This window comes from Rhodopseudomonas palustris, assembly GCF_003226555.1.
In the GTDB taxonomy this organism is placed as follows: Bacteria; Pseudomonadota; Alphaproteobacteria; order Rhizobiales; family Xanthobacteraceae; genus Rhodopseudomonas; species Rhodopseudomonas palustris_I.
In genome coordinates, this window is record NZ_QKQS01000023.1 from 1,194,348 (window position 1) to 1,210,526 (window position 16,179).

At 66.6% G+C, this 16,179-nt stretch carries 18 protein-coding genes and 1 other RNA gene; 10 read left to right on the forward strand and 9 right to left on the reverse strand.

From position 1 onward, the window contains the following. Nucleotides 1–32 precede the first annotated feature (32 nt). Entirely contained in the window at nucleotides 33–803 is a 771-nt protein-coding gene (locus tag DNX69_RS18045) for a class I SAM-dependent methyltransferase (RefSeq protein ID WP_110787297.1), read from the reverse strand. A gap of 174 nt (nucleotides 804–977) precedes the next feature. On the opposite strand from DNX69_RS18045, the gene gloB reads away from it, so the two are divergent. Together gloB and DNX69_RS18055 are read left to right on the forward strand one after the other, a co-directional pair. Beyond that, nucleotides 978–1,745 carry a hydroxyacylglutathione hydrolase gene (gene gloB / locus DNX69_RS18050; RefSeq protein ID WP_110787298.1) on the forward strand — a complete coding sequence of 256 codons (768 nt, stop codon included), beginning with the start codon at nucleotides 978–980 and terminating at the stop codon, nucleotides 1,743–1,745. Continuing rightward, nucleotides 1,742–2,197: a cupin domain-containing protein gene (locus DNX69_RS18055; protein WP_110787299.1), complete on the forward strand. Its 456-nt coding sequence runs from the start codon at nucleotides 1,742–1,744 to the stop codon at nucleotides 2,195–2,197. Before gloB ends, DNX69_RS18055 begins: the two co-directional genes overlap by 4 nt. A gap of 296 nt (nucleotides 2,198–2,493) precedes the next feature. Here the strand turns inward: DNX69_RS18055 and DNX69_RS18060 are convergent, their stop codons facing one another. The 5 genes from DNX69_RS18060 to DNX69_RS18080 all read right to left on the reverse strand — a co-directional run bounded on the left by DNX69_RS18060 (nucleotide 2,494) and on the right by DNX69_RS18080 (nucleotide 5,575). Then, a complete protein-coding gene (locus DNX69_RS18060) occupies nucleotides 2,494–2,832 on the reverse strand; it encodes a type II toxin-antitoxin system RelE/ParE family toxin (protein WP_110787300.1) in 339 nt (112 codons plus the stop codon). Continuing rightward, the gene (locus DNX69_RS18065) at nucleotides 2,832–3,092 is read right to left on the reverse strand and encodes a CopG family ribbon-helix-helix protein (protein WP_110787301.1); all 261 of its coding nucleotides are present in this window, start codon (nucleotides 3,090–3,092) and stop codon (nucleotides 2,832–2,834) included. Before DNX69_RS18065 ends, DNX69_RS18060 begins: the two co-directional genes overlap by 1 nt. A gap of 191 nt (nucleotides 3,093–3,283) precedes the next feature. After that, a complete protein-coding gene (locus DNX69_RS18070; protein WP_110787302.1) occupies nucleotides 3,284–4,222 on the reverse strand; it encodes a sugar kinase in 939 nt (312 codons plus the stop codon). After that, nucleotides 4,219–5,151 (reverse strand): NAD(+) diphosphatase, encoded by a 933-nt coding sequence (gene nudC / locus DNX69_RS18075; protein ID WP_110787303.1) that lies wholly within the window; start codon nucleotides 5,149–5,151, stop codon nucleotides 4,219–4,221. The genes DNX69_RS18070 and nudC overlap by 4 nt, the downstream gene beginning before the upstream one ends. Nucleotides 5,152–5,155: 4 nt before the next feature. Beyond that, nucleotides 5,156–5,575: an HIT domain-containing protein gene (locus DNX69_RS18080; protein WP_110787304.1), complete on the reverse strand. Its 420-nt coding sequence runs from the start codon at nucleotides 5,573–5,575 to the stop codon at nucleotides 5,156–5,158. Between the two features lie 177 nt (nucleotides 5,576–5,752). On the opposite strand from DNX69_RS18080, the gene ffs reads away from it, so the two are divergent. From ffs to DNX69_RS18105, 5 genes are all read left to right on the forward strand, one after another. After that, nucleotides 5,753–5,849, forward strand: an RNA gene (gene ffs, locus DNX69_RS18085) — signal recognition particle sRNA small type. Nucleotides 5,850–6,033: 184 nt separating this feature from the next. Further along, the gene (locus DNX69_RS18090) at nucleotides 6,034–7,914 is read left to right on the forward strand and encodes a DNA polymerase III subunit gamma/tau (protein ID WP_110787305.1); all 1,881 of its coding nucleotides are present in this window, start codon (nucleotides 6,034–6,036) and stop codon (nucleotides 7,912–7,914) included. Nucleotides 7,915–7,935: 21 nt separating this feature from the next. After that, nucleotides 7,936–8,256 (forward strand): YbaB/EbfC family nucleoid-associated protein, encoded by a 321-nt coding sequence (locus DNX69_RS18095; protein ID WP_110787306.1) that lies wholly within the window; start codon nucleotides 7,936–7,938, stop codon nucleotides 8,254–8,256. A gap of 97 nt (nucleotides 8,257–8,353) precedes the next feature. Further along, entirely contained in the window at nucleotides 8,354–8,959 is a 606-nt protein-coding gene (recR, locus tag DNX69_RS18100; RefSeq protein ID WP_110787307.1) for a recombination mediator RecR, read from the forward strand. A 19-nt stretch (nucleotides 8,960–8,978) separates the two neighbouring features. Continuing rightward, the gene (locus DNX69_RS18105; RefSeq protein WP_110787308.1) at nucleotides 8,979–9,395 is read left to right on the forward strand and encodes a hypothetical protein; all 417 of its coding nucleotides are present in this window, start codon (nucleotides 8,979–8,981) and stop codon (nucleotides 9,393–9,395) included. Nucleotides 9,396–9,441: 46 nt separating this feature from the next. Here the strand turns inward: DNX69_RS18105 and DNX69_RS18110 are convergent, their stop codons facing one another. Both DNX69_RS18110 and DNX69_RS18115 read right to left on the reverse strand, forming a co-directional pair. Then, on the reverse strand, nucleotides 9,442–10,815 hold the full coding sequence (locus tag DNX69_RS18110; protein ID WP_110787694.1) for an AmpG family muropeptide MFS transporter: 1,374 nt from the start codon (nucleotides 10,813–10,815) through the stop codon (nucleotides 9,442–9,444). 258 nt (nucleotides 10,816–11,073) lie between these two features. Further along, nucleotides 11,074–12,300, reverse strand: a complete 1,227-nt coding sequence (locus tag DNX69_RS18115; RefSeq protein WP_110787309.1) for a DNA recombination protein RmuC — start codon at nucleotides 12,298–12,300, stop codon at nucleotides 11,074–11,076. A 149-nt stretch (nucleotides 12,301–12,449) separates the two neighbouring features. Here DNX69_RS18115 and def point away from each other — a divergent pair, with 149 nt between their 5' ends. From def to truA, 3 genes are all read left to right on the forward strand, one after another. Beyond that, nucleotides 12,450–12,977: a peptide deformylase gene (def, locus tag DNX69_RS18120; RefSeq protein ID WP_110787310.1), complete on the forward strand. Its 528-nt coding sequence runs from the start codon at nucleotides 12,450–12,452 to the stop codon at nucleotides 12,975–12,977. 75 nt (nucleotides 12,978–13,052) lie between these two features. Continuing rightward, entirely contained in the window at nucleotides 13,053–13,985 is a 933-nt protein-coding gene (fmt, locus tag DNX69_RS18125; RefSeq protein ID WP_110787311.1) for a methionyl-tRNA formyltransferase, read from the forward strand. Between the two features lie 174 nt (nucleotides 13,986–14,159). Next, on the forward strand, nucleotides 14,160–14,897 hold the full coding sequence (truA, locus tag DNX69_RS18130; protein ID WP_110787312.1) for a tRNA pseudouridine(38-40) synthase TruA: 738 nt from the start codon (nucleotides 14,160–14,162) through the stop codon (nucleotides 14,895–14,897). Between the two features lie 120 nt (nucleotides 14,898–15,017). On the opposite strand, the gene dapE is transcribed toward truA, so the two are convergent. After that, the gene (dapE, locus tag DNX69_RS18135) at nucleotides 15,018–16,175 is read right to left on the reverse strand and encodes a succinyl-diaminopimelate desuccinylase (protein WP_110787313.1); all 1,158 of its coding nucleotides are present in this window, start codon (nucleotides 16,173–16,175) and stop codon (nucleotides 15,018–15,020) included. Nucleotides 16,176–16,179: the final 4 nt, after the last annotated feature.

A 16,179-nucleotide genomic window follows, 5' to 3' on the forward strand; every position in this document is an offset into this window, starting at 1 on the left:
TGGGTGCGGCCTTCGTCGTTTCGGGGGGCGCTTCAGCGCAGCAGCGGCGGCGTGTCCGGTTCGTCGGCCTGCAGCGGCGTCGGTGACGGGACCAGTGATGGTTCCAGCGACGGAATCAGCCGGACCCGTTCGCGCTTGACCGGCTGGGCGCGCACCACCTGCTTGGTGGCCTCGACCACATGTACGCCGGCGAACGGTAACGAGGTCGCGGCGCCGATCCGCTCCCACGCCGGCGCCGAGCGCAGCAGCCAGCCCTGCGCCAGCGGCGGGACGAACAGCGCCTCGCTCCAGGCCGTGGGGGTGAACCAGGTGCGCCGCAACAGGTCGGCGATCTGCGAGCGTGAATAGGGCCGGCCGTGTCCGAACGGATTATTGTCGAGCCGCGCCCAAACGCCGCGGCGATTGGGCACCACCGCCAGCAATCGGCCGGCCGGCGCCAGCACCCGCCACACCTCGCGCAGCAGCCGTTCGGGATCGTCCGACATCTCCAGCGCATGCACCAGCAGGATACGGTCGACCGCGGCGTCCGGCAGCGGCAGCGCGTGCTCGTCGACGAGCGACGACAGCGTCGACCGCGCGGTCGGCCATTTTAGCACGCCTTGGGCGGCCGGCATGAAGGCGATGCAGCGTTCGCAGCGGTCGCGGAACAGGCCGAGATAGGGTGTCGGATAGCCGAAGCCGAGCACGCGATCACCGCGCGCATCCGGCCAGCGTGATTGGATGCCGCGGTTGATCAGCCGTCGTGCCGCGATGCCGAGCCGGCTCGTGTAGAATTCCCGCAGGTCCACGACGTCGATGGTCATGACGATTGTTTATCACGGCGTCGCATGGTCCGGCAAAGCCGCCCCCTGACTGGTTTACGAGGCTGTGACCGCTTCATTTCGTCTCGGTCCGCCCCCATGTTAGGGTTCGACTCTGCCGGCGACAGAAACGGCGCCGGGCAGGCTCACGCTGCCTTCAAGTTTCCCGGAGATCTCATGCCCGCCGACATCCGTATCGTTCCGTGTCTCACCGACAATTTCGGCTATCTGATCCACGATCCGGCCACCGGCGCCACCGCTTCGATCGACGCGCCGGAAGCCGCTCCCCTGATCGCCGCGCTGGACAAGGAAGGCTGGAAGCTGACCGACATTCTGGTCACGCATCACCACGGCGATCATGTCGGCGGCATCGCCGAACTGAAGGCGAAGTATCAGTGCCGCGTCCATGCGCCGCACGACGCCAACGCCAAGATCGCCGACGTCGACGTCCGGCTGCAGGAGGGCGACGTCGTCGAGGTCGGCGGCCTCACCGCGCGGGTGTTGGAAACCCCCGGCCATACCCTCGATCACATCTCCTATGTGTTCGACGACGACCGCGCGCTGTTCGCGGCCGACACGCTGTTCTCGATCGGCTGCGGCCGGGTGTTCGAGGGCACCTATCCGATGATGTGGGAATCGCTGCTGAAGCTGCGGGCGCTGCCGGACGATTTCAAACTGTATTGCGGCCACGAATACACCGCCTCCAACGTCAAATTCGCGCTCGGGATCGAACCCGGCAACGCCGATCTGCAGGCCCGGGCCAAGCAGGTCGAAGCGCTGCGCGCCGACGGCAAGCCGACGATTCCGGTGACGCTCGGCGAAGAAAAGAAGGCCAACGTCTTCCTGCGCGCCGACGTGCCGTCGGTCGCAGATGCGGTCGGATTGTCGGGTGCGTCCGCGGCCGAGGTGTTCGGCGAGATCCGCGAGCGCAAGAACAACGGATGAGCGCGATGTCGCTCAGCGCCGCCGAGGTGATCGCGCGCTTTGGTCTGCAGCCGCATCCGGAAGGCGGGCATTATCGCGAGACGTTTCGCGACGCGCGCTGCGACGCCGCCGGTCGCAGCTACTCGACGGCGATTCACTTCCTGCTGCGTGCGGGCGAACGTTCGCACTGGCACCGGATCGATGCGGTCGAGGTCTGGCACTACTACGCCGGCGCGCCGCTCGCGCTACAGATCGCCGGCGACGACGGTGCGCGCGTGGTGATGCTCGGCCCCGATCTCGGCGCCGGGCAGCAGCCGCAGGCGATCGTGCCGCCGCACGCCTGGCAGGCCGCGGAATCGACCGGCGACTGGACGTTGGTCGGCTGCACGGTGGCGCCGGGCTTCGACTTCGCCGGCTTCGAACTCGCGCCGCCGGGCTGGGAGCCGGCGTTGGCTTATGTCGCGCTTGAATAGATCCACCCGATGGGCTCTCGGCTTGGCTGCCATGGAAACGTCGGTCGATCTTTCGTAGCCAAGTTTTGGCGCAACAGGTGTGATCGATCTGCGCTAGTCTTCAGAGCTTTGGAAAGATGGCAACGTTGGTGCGTTAATGACCTGTTTTCAGAAGAACGGTTTTCTGCGGCTGAACTTGCTGCAGCAATCGCCGAAATGATGGTCGAGGAGATGCGTGTAAATGGCCTTCCAGTTTCTGGGTTCCCGCAGATTTCACTTGCGTGGCAACAATCAGATCGGTCCGCCCGACGCGCAGATTAAGATTTGTGGGTAGACGTGGTGTCATCGTCGGCTTCGTAGTCGAAATCCTCTTCGAGGCTGAGAGAGACGTCGGACTGACGGCCGTGGCGAATGGCCGTGATCTCGATGCCGTCCGGTCCTGAATCATAATCGATCAGGTAGTTGCCGACGACCACGCGTCTGCTGCCTTTGATTGGGATGAGTTTGAAACCGATCTCTGGATACTTGCCGATGCGTCGCCGAGCAGACCGGATATCTTCAAGAAATGCAGTCGCGGCTGCCGGGCTTCTTTCGGCCAAGTATTTGGCTTCGCGCAGAAGATAGTCTCGCGCATCGCCGGAAAGCCGGACCTTCATCAAGCTGCCTTCGAATTTACGATGGCTTCGATTTCCCTAATGACGTCGTCCATGTCGTGGGCGCCCCCGGCGGCGATCTGTTCGCGTCCCTTGATGATAGCGAGAATATCTGAGCCCTCGCCTGCCAGGTAAGCCTTCAATGCGCGCACGATCACCCAGCTTCGCTTGCGATCAGAGGCAGCCGCAATCTTCTCGATGTCGTCCAGGACGTCCATGGGAAGCCGAATCGTCAAAGGGTCGGACAGTGGGGCTTTGCTCATCCAATTCTCCCGAATTCATAATACATCGTATTACAAATTTGGGGGGCTTCAACTGGTAGATGACGTTCCTGCGAGGTGCGGGAGAGATCAGGATGGGTCGAGGCGCGACGAAGCCCGAAAAAATAGTGAATTCAACGCGTTGCATTGGAGCGCGATAGCGCCTGATCCATCGTTGCGCCTAACCCATCGCTTCAGAGCGCACCCACCGGTGATTTCGCCAGCAGTTCGTCGACTTCTGCGCGGGTCGGGCAGGCAAAGGCGCCGCCGGAGCGGGTGCATTTCAGCGCCGCCGCGGCTGAGGCGAAGCGCAGCGCGTGGGCGATGTCCTGACCTTCGCCGAACGCCACCGTGAAGCCGCCGTGGAAGATGTCGCCGGCGCCAAGGGTATCGACCGAGTGCACCGGAAACGCCGGGGTCTCGCGGAATTGCTGCTTGTCGTCGAGCCAGAGCGTGCCCTTCGGGCCGCGGGTGACGGCGACGAACGCCTTGGTCAGTCGCGCCAGCTTCTTCAGCGCCTCTTCGTCGTTCTCGGTACCGGCGGTGCCGTGCAGCGCCTCGGCCGAGCAGATCAGATGCGACGCCGCGGTCAGCAGCCCTTCGTTCATCGCCATCGCGTTGTCGACGTCGACCACCACCGGAATGCCGCGCCGGGTCGCCTCGGCGCACAGTGGCGTGACGAAGCTCGAGCACCGGCTCTCGGTGAGGATCGCGTCGCAATCCTTCAGCAGCGTGTCGGCGTCGGGCAGCGCGACCTTCCACAGCCCTGGATCGCGGAAGGTGACGATGGTGCGTTCGCCGGTCGGATCGACCAGCACGGCCGAGATCGGCGTTACCAGCCCGGGCATATGGACGAGGTGGTCCGAGCCGATGCCTTCCTCGGCCAGCTTGTCGAAGATGAAGCGTGCCGCGGCTTCTTCGGCATCGCCCATCGGGCCGCACATCTGCGCCTTGCCGCCGAGCCGGGCGATGCCGATCGAGGCGTTGAGCGCATTGCCGCCGCAGATTTCGCCGAACGCGCTCGCCGGCACCTTGTTGCCGCGGTCCGGTATCGCTTCGATCCGGAAGGTGAGGTCGCGGACCGGGATCCCGATGCACAATACGCGCGGTTTGCGCGTGGCAGTGTCGCTCATGAATTGTCCTCCAGCCAGCGGCCGAGCAGATGGTGCGCGATCGCGAACGGATGCGGTCCGGCCAGCCCGTCCGGATGTTCGCGCTTCAGCATTTGCGCCGCCTCGTCACGGGAAAACCACCGGGCGTCTTCCAGTTCCGTGCGATCGACGGTGATGGCGTCGGTGGTCGCGGTCGCGGTGCAGGCGATCATCAACGACGACGGATACGGCCACGGCTGCGTCATGTAGTAGCGCACGTCGGTGCACAGAATGCCCGACTCCTCGACGATCTCGCGGCGAACCGCGTCCTCGATCGTCTCGGCCGCCTCGACGAAGCCGGCGAGGCACGAATACATCCCGGACGGAAACTGCTTCTGGCGGCCGAGCAGGCAGCGCTCGCCGTCGGTCACCAGCATGATCACCACCGGATCGGTGCGCGGGAAGTGCTCGGCCTTGCACGACGGACAATCGCGCTTCCAGCCGCCCTGCGACATCGTGGTGCGGGTGCCGCAATTGGCGCAATAGCCGTGGCGCTGGTGCCAGTTGACCAGCGATTTCGCCATCGCGATCGCCGAGAGCTGCTCGACCGGCAGCATGCCCTGCATGGCGAGGCCGCGCAGTTCGGCGAGGCCGGCGTCCGTCCGTCCGGCGAGCTTGTCAGCGGCAGGGCCGCCGATTCCCATGCCGAACACTGCAGCGCCATTGCGCAGGCCGAGAAAGATCGTGCCGGCATTGGCGCCGAGCGCCAGCGCTTCCTTGATGGTCAGTTCGGCGCGCGGGCCGTTGGGTTCGTGCTTCACCAGGAGCGAATCCCGATGGACAACGTAAGCGCGGGTGTCGCTGCGCTCCTCCATCGCCATCAGCTTGGCGTCGTTGCCGCGCAGATGCGCGGCGCGGTCGAGCACATGAGTGACGAAAGCCGGCTGGCCGAGCGGAAAGGATGTGCTCATCGGCTCAGCTCAGCCAGATCTTGCGGCGGAGCAGGTTGATGAACTGCTGCACCTCTTCGGCGTCGTGCGCCAGCGGCGGCATCACGCCCCACACCGGTCGCGGCCAGGCGACGTCGCTGGAGCGGCGGGCGATGATGTGAATGTGAAGCTGCGGCACCAGATTGCCGAGCGCAGCGACGTTGAGCTTGTCGCAATGGGTGACGTCCTTGAGCGCGCGGCTGACGCGGGAGATCTCGGTCATCAGCTGCGCCTGCGCGACCTCGTCGAGGTCGATGATCTCGCTGACGTCCGGCCGGCGCGGCACCAGCAGCAGCCACGGATAATGCGCGTCCTTGATCACCAGCACCCGGCTGAGCGGCAGGTCGCCGATGTTGATGGTGTCTTGTTCGAGCCGTGGGCTCAGCGACCAGTCGGAGGAGGACATTGCGGTTCCATCGGCCCGTTGTGGGAGCGTGGGCTCTTGTCTGTGGCGGGGACGGCCGCGCGGCCGCCTCCCAGTCATACCAAGCCGCCCGGACCGGCGGAAGCGCCAGCTAGCCTATGGTCCAAGGCGGGGACCGGCGACTTGCATTCGGTTTGGTTTGGCGCCAAATAGGGACCGGGAGATTGGCGGTGGACGAGCCTCTCGCCAACCGGGTCAGGTCCGGAAGGAAGCAGCCCTAACGAGGTCTGGATCGGGTCGCTCGTCAGTCTCCTACCTCATTTTCGGCCGTGCTGCCCTGGGCTTCGGGGCGCCGCGGCCGGACGAAGGTGGATCAGGGCCGGCCGATGCCGGTCCGGTGTGAGGGGTGTTCCGGGCCAGCCACATGATCCTGCCCCGTCGCGAGCGCCCCGCTCCCTTCCGCAAGCCCGCCCCGTTGACGCAGCATTGCGGACCGACCGATGAGTGACTCTGGCCTTTCCGCGACGCCGCCCGCTGCTCCCGAGCAGCCGGGCAGCACGAGCGCGCCGGCGGACGCCTATCGGGTGCTGGCGCGGAAATATCGCCCCAACAGTTTCGAGGATCTGATCGGCCAGGAAGCGGTGGTGCGCACCGTCTCCAATGCGTTCGATACGGGCCGGATTCCGCAGGCCTGGATTCTCACCGGCGTTCGCGGCGTCGGCAAGACCACCACGGCGCGCATCTTGGCCCGGGCGCTGAACTACGAATTGCCGGACGGCTCGGTGAAGGGGCCGACCATCCACATGCCGGTGCACGGCGTGCACTGCAAGGCGATCATGGAAAGCCGGCACATGGACGTGCTGGAGATGGACGCCGCCTCGCACACCGGCGTCGACGATGTCCGCCAGATTAACGACAGTGTGCGCTATGCGCCGGCTTCTGCGCGCTACAAGGTCTACATCATCGACGAAGTCCACATGCTGTCGACGGCGGCGTTCAACGCCTTCCTGAAGACGCTGGAGGAGCCGCCGGAGCACGCCAAATTCGTGTTCGCCACCACCGAGATCCGGAAAGTCCCGGTGACGGTGCTGTCGCGTTGCCAGCGCTTCGATCTGCGCCGGGTCGAAGCCGACGCGCTGATGAACCACCTGTCGAACATCGCCCAGAAGGAAGGCGTCGAGGTCGAGCCGGAAGCGCTCGGCATCGTGGCCCGCGCCGCCGAAGGCTCGGTGCGCGATTCGCTGTCGCTGTTCGATCAAGCGATCGCGCATGCCGCAGGCGTGGTGCGAGCGGACGCGGTGCGGCAGATGCTCGGGCTCGCCGACCGGACGCGCGTGATCGAACTGTTCGACGCGCTGGCGCGCGGCGACATTGCCGCCGCCTTCGCCGAATTCCGCGACCAGTACGACACCGGCGCCGATCCGGTGGTGGTGCTGTCCGATCTGGCCGAATTCGTCAATTTCGTCACCCGCGTGAAGATTGTGCCGGCGATCGCCGACAACGTCGCATTCGGCGAGACCGAGCGGGTGCGTGGCCGCGAATTCGCCACCAAGCTGTCGATGCGGGTGCTGTCGCGGATGTGGCAGATGCTGCTGAAGGGCATCGCCGAGGTGCAGGGCGCGACCCGGCCGGCGGCGGCGGCCGAGATGGTGCTGGTGCGGATCGCCTATGCGGCGGACCTGCCGACTCCGGACGAAGCGCTGCGGATGCTGCAGCAGAGCGGCGGCGGCGATGCGCCGGCGATTCCAGGCGGTGGCGGCGCGCGCGGCGGCTCGTCCGCGCCGGTCGCCTCGGCCGCATCGTTGTCCGCTCCGAGCGCGGCGATGCCACGTAGCGCACCCAGCATGGGCGCGGCATCCATGAGCGCCGCATCGGCGCCGACGATGCTGCGCGGCGGTCTCGACAATGCGGCGCGCTCACCGGTCAGCGTGCCGGCGCCCGAGCCGGAACCGCCGGCGCTGAAGATCACCACGTTTCCGCAGCTCGTCGCGCTGGCGTCGGAGAAGCGCGATGTGATGACCCGTCTGGCGCTCGAAGCCGACGTGCGGCTGGTGCGGATCGAGGACGGGCGGCTCGAACTGGCGCTGGAGCCCACCGCGTCGCGCAGCCTGATCAACGAACTCGGCCGCAAGCTCGAGCAATGGACCGGGCGGCGCTGGACCGTGATCGTCTCCAACGCGCCCGGCCAGCCGACCCTGCGCCAGCAGAGCCTGGCGCAGCAGAACGAGCGCGAGCGCGCGGCGGAGAACGATCCGCGGGTACAGGAAGTGTTGGCGCGGTTTCCCGGCGCCAAGCTGACGGTGCGGCGGCTCGCCTCCGAGCCGGTGGAGATCGATTCTGATATGGACGATCCCTCCGAGCGAATCGACGACGACGATTAGCGATCTGAAAGGAAACCGGTCATGGCTGACTTTCTCGGCATGATGAAACAGGCTGCGCAGCTTCAGTCGAAGATGAAGGCGATGCAGGCCGAACTCGACCAGATCGAGGTCGAGGGGCTGTCCGGCGGCGGCCTCGTGAAGGTGCGGATGAGCGCCAAGATGGAGGTGCGTGGCATCTCGATCGATCCGTCTCTGATCAAGCCCGAGGAGCGTGAAGTGCTCGAAGACCTGCTGGTGGCGGCGCATGGCGACGCCCATCGCAAGGCGGAAGCGGCGATGCAGGACAAGATGCAGGCGCTGACCGGCGGGCTCGGCCTGCCGCCCGGGCTCGGCCTGGGTTAGTCTTTCCAGCCTTTTCGATTCGCGGCGGACCGCCGCGCCACGGCGGCGGCAACGCTGCCTCGTCGCGTGTGATCAATCCACGGAAGATGGAGACCCGATGGCCGGTGCGGTCGCAGGCCCCGAGATCGAACGTCTGATCCAGTTGCTGGCGCGGCTGCCCGGATTGGGCCCGCGCTCGGCGCGGCGCGCTGCCCTGCACCTGATCAAGAAGCGCGATGCGCTGATGGCGCCGCTCGCCGCGGCGCTGCAGGTCGCGATCGACAAGATCGAAGTGTGTAGCACCTGCGGCAATATCGACTCGCAGAATCCTTGCACGGTGTGCACCGACCCGCGCCGTGATTCCTCGATCATCGTGGTGGTGGCTGACGTCGCGGATTTGTGGGCGCTCGAACGCGCCTCTGCCACAAACGGCCGCTACCACGTCCTCGGGGCTACGCTGTCACCGCTCGACGGCGTCGGCCCCGAGGATCTGACGATCGACGCTCTGGTGAAGCGGGCGCACGATCCCGGCGTCGCCGAGATCATCCTGGCGCTCAACGCCACGGTCGACGGCCAGACCACCGCACATTACGTCACCGACCTGTTGCAGGACGCCAATGTCAAAGTGACCCGGCTCGCGCACGGCGTGCCGGTCGGCGGTGAACTCGACTATCTCGACGAAGGAACGCTGTCGGCGGCGATGCGCCAGCGCACCTTGTTCTGACACAACCGGATTGGACCTGATGACTCGACTCCGCTTCCCGCTCTCGACGATTGCCGCGCTCGCCCTGACGCTCGCCGCCTCCGCGGTGTCGGCTCAAGACTCGGCGCAGGCGGCGCTGCCGAAGCCGACCGCGCTGCGGGTGGGCGACATTCTCAGCGGCGAACTCAACGCGTTGAAGACCCGGGCCAAGGGTAAGAAGGGCCCGGTGTATCAGCTCGTCAGCGATCCGCGTCGGCTGCCGGCGCCGTCCGGACTGTGCAATCTCGAGAACGGCCCGGAGACGTTCCAGATCGTTCCCGCGGACGACGCCCAGGCGACGCAGTTGAAGACCCACCGCGGCAAGCAGGTCGCGCTGAAGGTCGTCTCGGTCTCCTGCGCCAACGAGCCCGGCCAGATGAGCGAAGCGGTGGTGACTAAATGGAGTCTGGTGAAGTAAGCGGCGGGCTCTCGCAGCCGCTGCGAGAAGCGAGCGTTGCCTCCACCTATACTTTAACCGGGCCGAGCGCGGCGAAATGGCCGCGGCGCTGCAAGAAGGCCAGCAGCACCAGACTGGGCGCCGCAACAGCAACGCTGATCATGAAGAACGCCGGCCAGCCCGTGGCTTGCGCCACGTAGCCGGCGCTCGCCGACAGATAGGTCCGGCCGACGGCGGCGAGCGCGGTGAGCAGTGCGTATTGGGTCGCAGTGTGCAGCGGGTTCTGGCACAGCGCCGACAGGTAGGCCACGAAGATCACCGTGCCGATCGCGCCGGTGAAGTTCTCCACCGAGATCGCCAGCGCCAGCGCCCATTGGTTGATTCCGACGGTCGACAGCCAGGCGAACGCCAGATTCGACACCGCCTGCAGAACCGCGCCGATCCACAGGCTGGCGACCAGCGAGTAGCGCCGCGCCAGATAACCGCCGGCGAAGCCACCGATCAGCGTCGCGGCGAGGCCGACGCCTTTGACGATCGCCGCATAGTCGTTGCGCGAATAGCCGAGATCGATCACGAACGGCGCCGTCATGGTGCCGGAGAATGCGTCGGTGAACTTGAACAGCACGACGAAGGCGAGGACGGTAAGCGCATCCTTGCGGGTGAGAAATTCGGTGAAGGCGCCGAGCGCGGCGTGCACCACCCGTTTGAACCCGCTTTCGCCGCTGGTCGCCGCTTCGGCACGGCGCGACTGCTCCGGCTCGGTGGCGACCAGCGCCGTGACGGTGCCGATCAGCACCATCGCAGCCATCGTCACATAGCCCCACATCCAGGCGGTGCTGCGCGCCAGTCCGGTGCCTTCATACGCGCTGACCAGGAACAGCACGCCGGCGGTCGAAATCAGCATGCCGATCCGGTAGGCGGCGACGTAGGACGCCATGCCGGCTGCCTGTTCGTCTTCCGGCAGGCTCTCGACCCGGAACGCGTCGATGACGATGTCCTGGGTCGCCGAGGCGGCGGCGACCAGCAGCGCGCCGATCGCCACATACAGCGGCGATTTCGCCGGATCGGTGAGCGCCAGCAGCAGGATCGCGGCGATCAGCAACAGCTGGACGAACACCAGCCAGCCGCGGCGGCGGCCGAACGCGCGGGTCAGCAGCGGCACATGCAGCGCATCGACCAGCGGCGCCCAGATGAATTTCAGCGTGTAGGGGGTGCCGACCAGCGCGAACAACCCGATGGTGCCGAGATCGACGCCCGACTCCCGCATCCACACCAGCAGCGTCGAGCCCGACAGTGCCAGCGGCAGCCCCGACGCGAAGCCGAGAAACAGCACCACCAGCACCCGCGGCTGCAAATACACCGCAAACGCCTCGCGCCAACTTGGTTTGGGCCTGTCGATCGGCGCGAGTGAGGCGTTCGGTGGGTTGTCGGACGAGGTCATGGCGAAGGCGTAACAGATTCGACGGCGGGCGCGCATGCCGCCGGAGAGCCCGCGCTTTTGGATCATGGCCATCATGTCGCTCGAAGCCGTGACCACGAACCAGACGTCATCGCCCGCGTATGCGGGCGATCCAGTACTCACCGCCCTGCGTGATGAAGCGAGAAGGTTGCGCGGAGGCGCCGCGGCGAAATCGGTGGTGCGCTGGGATACTGGGTCGCCCGCATACGCGGGCGATGACGGTGGGTGCGTGGCGTGGCCTCAGGCCGATGTGACCTCGTCGATCTTGAAGGCGCGGGAGCCGAACAGTTCGGTGCGCTCCGGCGCCAGCGGCGCCTCGTGGCTCGATGCCGAGGTTCGCGCTTCGGCCGACGCGATCGGCGCGGCCGCTTCGGGCGCCGCAAAGTCCAGCTCCTCGATCCGGACGGCGCGGCGCTCGATCTTGTCGGCCGAGATCTGGATCTGGCGGACGTCGTCGTTGACCTGGCCGAAATGGGTCTGCAGCTTGGTGACGCGCTCGCGCAAGCGTGCCAGATCGTCGGACAGGCTGAGCACTTCGGTGCGGATCTGGTCGGCGGCGTCGCGCATCCGCGCGTCTTTCAGGATCTGCTGCATCACCTGGATCGCCAGCATCAAGAGCGACGGCGACACCAGCACGACGCGGGCACGGTAGGCCTTCTGGATCACGTCGTCGAAGCCGTCGTGGATCTCCGCATAGACCGACTCCGACGGCACGAACATCAGCGCAGTGTCCTGGGTCTCGCCCGGGATCAGATATTTCGAGGCGATGTCGTCGACATGGCGCATCACGTCGGTGCGCAGCCGCTGCGAGGCCGATTTTCTCTCCTCGTCGGTCCGCGCCTCGCGCAGCGCGGTGACGGCCTCGAGCGGGAACTTGGCGTCGATGCACAGCGGCGGCTGATCCGGCATCAGCACCACGCAGTCCGGCCGCTTGCCGGTCGACAGCGTGTATTGGAACGCGAACGAGCCTTTCGGCAGCCCGTCCTGCACGATCGTTTCCATACGTGCCTGACCGAACGCGCCGCGCGCCTGCTTGTTGGCGAGCACGTCGCGCAGCGTCGTCACCTGATCGGTGAGTTCGGTGAGGTTGTCGTGGGCGCGGTCGATAATGCCGAGCCGCTCGTGCAGCGCCTGCAGGCTTTGCATGGTGTAGCGGGTCGATTGGGTCAGCGACTGGCCGAACCGGTGGGTGACGCTGTCGAGCCGATCGCTCATCGCCCGCGCCATCTCGGCCTGGCGGCCGGCGAGCGCGCGGCCCATCGCATCGACCCGGCCGTTGGCCTCGTGCTGCGCCCGCATCAACAGCGCCAGCCGTTGGTCGATCTCTGCACCCCGCCGCGCAGCGCTGCCGCGGGCCACCAGCACGGCGATGACCGCCAGCAGCGCCAGCGCCGCGGCCGCAAACGCGGCGGCGGCCATGCCGACGCTGACCGGGAGGTCGCCGAGCCTGAACAGAATCTGATCCATCGCCGCCGGTGTCGCAGATTGTGCCGTCATGGAGAACGAAGATAGAACGCGACGTTGAACAGACCTTTAAGACCGGCCGCACCGAAAGTGGCAGAAGCTCCGGTCGGTCCCGGATTGACCGCAACCTCGCCGCCGCTTAAATCGCCGCCATGGCCCTACGCGAAATCATCATCCTGCCCGATAAGCGGCTGCGTGAAATCTCCAAGCCCGTCGCCGAGGTGACGAGCGAGATCCGCAAGCTCGCCGACGACATGTTCGAAAGCATGTACGAGGCGCCCGGGATCGGACTGGCGGCGATCCAGATCGCCGAGCCGGTGCGGCTGATCACGATGGATATCGTCCGCAAGGAGGGTGACGGAAAAAGCGATCCGCGCGCCTTCATCAATCCTGAGATCGTCGGCGCGTCTGCTGAGATGAACGTCTATGAGGAAGGCTGCCTGTCGATCCCGGAATACTACGCCGAGGTCGAGCGGCCGAAGACGGTGCGGATCCGCTACACCGATCTCGACGGCAACGTCCGCGAAGAGGACGCCGACGGCCTGTTCGCGACCTGCATCCAGCACGAGATCGACCACCTCAACGGCGTGCTGTTCGTCGATCATCTGTCGAAGCTGAAGCGTGCGATGGTGGTCCGCAAGTTCGAGAAGGCTGCCAAGCGCGGCATCAAATACGTCTGAGCGCTCGCGCAGGTGACCGGCCGGCGCGTTGCGGCCGCTCGGCCCGCATCGCCAGATCTGTACGGGACTTATGTCATGCCGCTTCGCCTCGTCTTCATGGGCACACCCGAATTCGCGGTGCCGACGCTGCTGGCGCTGTCGGCCTACGGGCACGACATCGCCGCGGTCTACACCCGCGAGCCGAAGCCGGCCGGCCGTGGCATGAAGCTGCAGGAGACGCCGGTGGCGCTGGCGGCGCATCGGCTCGGCATTCCGGTGCTGACGCCGAAGACGCTGAAGACTGAGGACGCGCAGGCCGAGTTCCGCAGCCACGGGGCCGATGCCGCCGTGGTGGTCGCCTACGGCATGATTCTGCCACAGCCGATTCTCGATGCTCCGCCGCTCGGCTGCTACAATCTGCACGGCTCGCTGCTGCCGCGCTGGCGAGGGGCCGCGCCGCTGAACCGCGCCATCATGGCGGGCGACGCCGAAACCGGCGTGATGGTGATGAAGATGGATATCGGCCTCGACACCGGCGACGTCGCGATGGCCGAGCGCATCGCCATCACCGACGCGATGACCGTGACCGAGCTGCACGATGCGCTGGCGCGGCTCGGCGCCGATCTGATGGTGCGGGCGATGGCGGCGCTGGAGCGCGATCAGCTGCAGCTCACCAGGCAGCCCGACGACGGCGTCACCTATGCGGCCAAGATCGACAAGGCCGAAGCCAGGATCGACTTTTCGCAGCCGGCGCGCGCAGTGCTGCGCCACATCCACGGTCTGTCGCCGTTTCCGGGGGCGTGGTGCGAACTGCCGATCGACGGCGCCCCGGCGCGGATCAAGGTGCTGCGCTGCGCGCTCGCCGAGGGCCGCGGCACGCCGGGCGAAGTGATCGGCGATGATCTCACGATTGCTTGCGGCGACGGCGCGATCCGGATCGCCCAATTGCAGCGCGCCGGCAAGCAGCCGATGACCGCCGAGGATTTCCTGCGCGGCACGCCGATCGCGAAGGGCGTGCGGGTCGCCTAGGGTTCTAGCCGAGGCGCAGCCTCATCCTCAGCCGTCACCACCCGCGAAAGCGGGTGGCCCAGTATCCCAGAGCGTTCGTTATTGGTAACAATCGCTCTGCAATACTAGATCGCCCGGATAAGCCGGGCGATGACGGAAAACTTGGGGCAGCGCTGCGCCTCAAAGACGAGTCGCATGCCCCGCTACAAACTCACCATCGAATATGACGGCGCGCCGTTTTGCGGCTGGCAGTTGCAGCCGAAGTTGCCGTCGGTGCAGGGCGCGCTGGAGGCGGCGGCGCTGGCGACCTGTGGCGAGGCGGTGCGGGTGCACGGCGCCGGCCGCACCGACGCCGGCGTCCACGCGCTCGGGCAGGTGGCGCATCTCGACATTGCCAAGCCGTTCCGCGCCGACAAACTCCGCGACGCGCTGAACGCGCATCTGCGGCCCAATCCGGTCGCGGTGCTGGCGGCCGAGATCGTGCCGGACACGTTCGAGGCGCGGTTCTCGGCGGTGCGGCGGCACTACCGCTATCGCATCGCCAACCGCCGCTCCAACCTGGCGCTCGATCTCGGCAAGGTGTGGCGGGTGCCGAAGCGGCTCGATACCGACGCGATGCACCGCGCCGCACAGGTGCTGATCGGCAAGCACGACTTCACGACGTTTCGCGACACCGAGTGCCAGGCCGCCTCGCCGGAGAAGACCCTCGACGTGCTCGACGTGATTCGCGACGGCGACGCCGTCGATATTGTCACCAATGCGCGCTCCTATCTGCACAGCCAGGTGCGCTCGATGGTCGGCTCCTTGGTGTGGGTCGGCGAGGGCCGCTGGACCGCGGACGATCTCGCCGCCGCGCTCGCCGCCCGCCGCCGCTCCGCCTGCGGCCCGGTCGCGCCGCCGGAGGGGTTGTATCTGGTGCAGGTGGATTACTGAGCCACACGGCCGTCATTCCGGGGCGCGCGGAGCGCGAACCCGGAATCCCGCGGTTCAGAGCACGTCGAGATTCCGGGTTCGCTCGCTTTGCGAGCGCCCCGGAATGACGGGTCGTTGTGATTACTTGAAATACCTCTCCAGCACGCCGCGATAGATCGCGGTCAGCTTGTCGAGGTCGCTGACCGGGGTGCGTTCGTCGATCTGGTGCATGGTCTGGCCGACCAGGCCGAACTCCACCACGGGGCAATATTTGGCGATGAAGCGCGCGTCGGAGGTGCCGCCGCCGGTGTTGAGGTCGGGCGTGCGGCCGGTGACGTCGGCGATCGCGCCGCTGACAACGTCCGTGAACGCGCCGGGCTTGGTGACGAACACGTCGGCGTTCGACGGCAGCCACTCGATCCGGGCGCGGATGCGATTGCCGCACGCTGCCGCGAGCCGCTGTTCGACCAGCGCCTTCAGCGTTTCTTGCGTATGGTGGTCGTTGAAGCGGATGTTGAACTTGGCGCGTGCCTGCGCCGGAATCACATTAGTTGCGGCGTTGCCGACATCGACCGAGGTGAATTCCAGGTTCGACGGCTGAAACTGCGGCGAACCGGCATCGAGCGGCTCGTCGTTCAGCGCGGTGATCAGCCGGGCGATGTCCGGCACCGGATTGGCGGCGCGGTGCGGATAGGCGACATGGCCCTGCGTGCCCTCGACGATCAGCACGCCGGATTGCGAGCCGCGGCGGCCGATCTTGATGGTGTCACCGATCGCCTCGACATTGCTCGGCTCTCCGACGATGCAGTGATCGAATTTCTCGCCGCGCTCGGCCGCCCATTGCAGCAGCTTGACGGTGCCGTTGACCGCGACGTCTTCCTCGTCGCCGGTGATCAGGAACGAGATCGAGCCTTTTGGCTTTCCCTCGTTCGCCGCCAGATAGTCCAGCGTCGCCGCGACCGCGCAGGCGATGCCGCCCTTCATGTCGACAGCGCCGCGTCCGTACAGCACGCCGCCTTCGACGTCGCCCGAGAACGCGCCGTGAGTCCATGCGCCGGCTTCGCCCGCCGGCACCACGTCAGTGTGGCCGGCGAAGCAGAGATGCGGCGCGCTGGTGCCGATCCGCGCATACAGATTGTCGATATCGGCGGTGCCGGCTTCCGAGAAGGTGACGCGATGAACGTCGAAGCCGGCGCCCTTTAGCAGCGCTTCCAGCACGCCGAGCGCGCCGGCATCTGCCGGCGTCACCGATGGGCAGCGCAGCAGGTCTCGCGCGATGTCGAGCGCGGTTGCGGTCACGGTT

What these genes read in the sequence shown, in the direction of transcription:
- DNX69_RS18065 (WP_110787301.1), bottom strand. Translation starts at nt 3,092, where the DNA reads ATGAGCAAAGCCCCACTGTCCGACCCTTTGACGATTCGGCTTCCCATG.
- def (WP_110787310.1), top strand. Translation starts at nt 12,450, where the DNA reads ATGGCCCTACGCGAAATCATCATCCTGCCCGATAAGCGGCTGCGTGAA.
- DNX69_RS18070 (WP_110787302.1), bottom strand. Translation starts at nt 4,222, where the DNA reads ATGAGCGACACTGCCACGCGCAAACCGCGCGTATTGTGCATCGGGATC.
- truA (WP_110787312.1), top strand. Translation starts at nt 14,160, where the DNA reads ATGCCCCGCTACAAACTCACCATCGAATATGACGGCGCGCCGTTTTGC.
- fmt (WP_110787311.1), top strand. Translation starts at nt 13,053, where the DNA reads ATGCCGCTTCGCCTCGTCTTCATGGGCACACCCGAATTCGCGGTGCCG.
- DNX69_RS18110 (WP_110787694.1), bottom strand. Translation starts at nt 10,815, where the DNA reads ATGACCTCGTCCGACAACCCACCGAACGCCTCACTCGCGCCGATCGAC.
- DNX69_RS18060 (WP_110787300.1), bottom strand. Translation starts at nt 2,832, where the DNA reads ATGAAGGTCCGGCTTTCCGGCGATGCGCGAGACTATCTTCTGCGCGAA.
- recR (WP_110787307.1), top strand. Translation starts at nt 8,354, where the DNA reads ATGGCCGGTGCGGTCGCAGGCCCCGAGATCGAACGTCTGATCCAGTTG.
- DNX69_RS18045 (WP_110787297.1), bottom strand. Translation starts at nt 803, where the DNA reads ATGACCATCGACGTCGTGGACCTGCGGGAATTCTACACGAGCCGGCTC.
- gloB (WP_110787298.1), top strand. Translation starts at nt 978, where the DNA reads ATGCCCGCCGACATCCGTATCGTTCCGTGTCTCACCGACAATTTCGGC.
- DNX69_RS18105 (WP_110787308.1), top strand. Translation starts at nt 8,979, where the DNA reads ATGACTCGACTCCGCTTCCCGCTCTCGACGATTGCCGCGCTCGCCCTG.
- DNX69_RS18080 (WP_110787304.1), bottom strand. Translation starts at nt 5,575, where the DNA reads ATGTCCTCCTCCGACTGGTCGCTGAGCCCACGGCTCGAACAAGACACC.
- DNX69_RS18115 (WP_110787309.1), bottom strand. Translation starts at nt 12,300, where the DNA reads ATGGATCAGATTCTGTTCAGGCTCGGCGACCTCCCGGTCAGCGTCGGC.
- nudC (WP_110787303.1), bottom strand. Translation starts at nt 5,151, where the DNA reads ATGAGCACATCCTTTCCGCTCGGCCAGCCGGCTTTCGTCACTCATGTG.
- DNX69_RS18090 (WP_110787305.1), top strand. Translation starts at nt 6,034, where the DNA reads ATGAGTGACTCTGGCCTTTCCGCGACGCCGCCCGCTGCTCCCGAGCAG.
- DNX69_RS18055 (WP_110787299.1), top strand. Translation starts at nt 1,742, where the DNA reads ATGAGCGCGATGTCGCTCAGCGCCGCCGAGGTGATCGCGCGCTTTGGT.
- DNX69_RS18095 (WP_110787306.1), top strand. Translation starts at nt 7,936, where the DNA reads ATGGCTGACTTTCTCGGCATGATGAAACAGGCTGCGCAGCTTCAGTCG.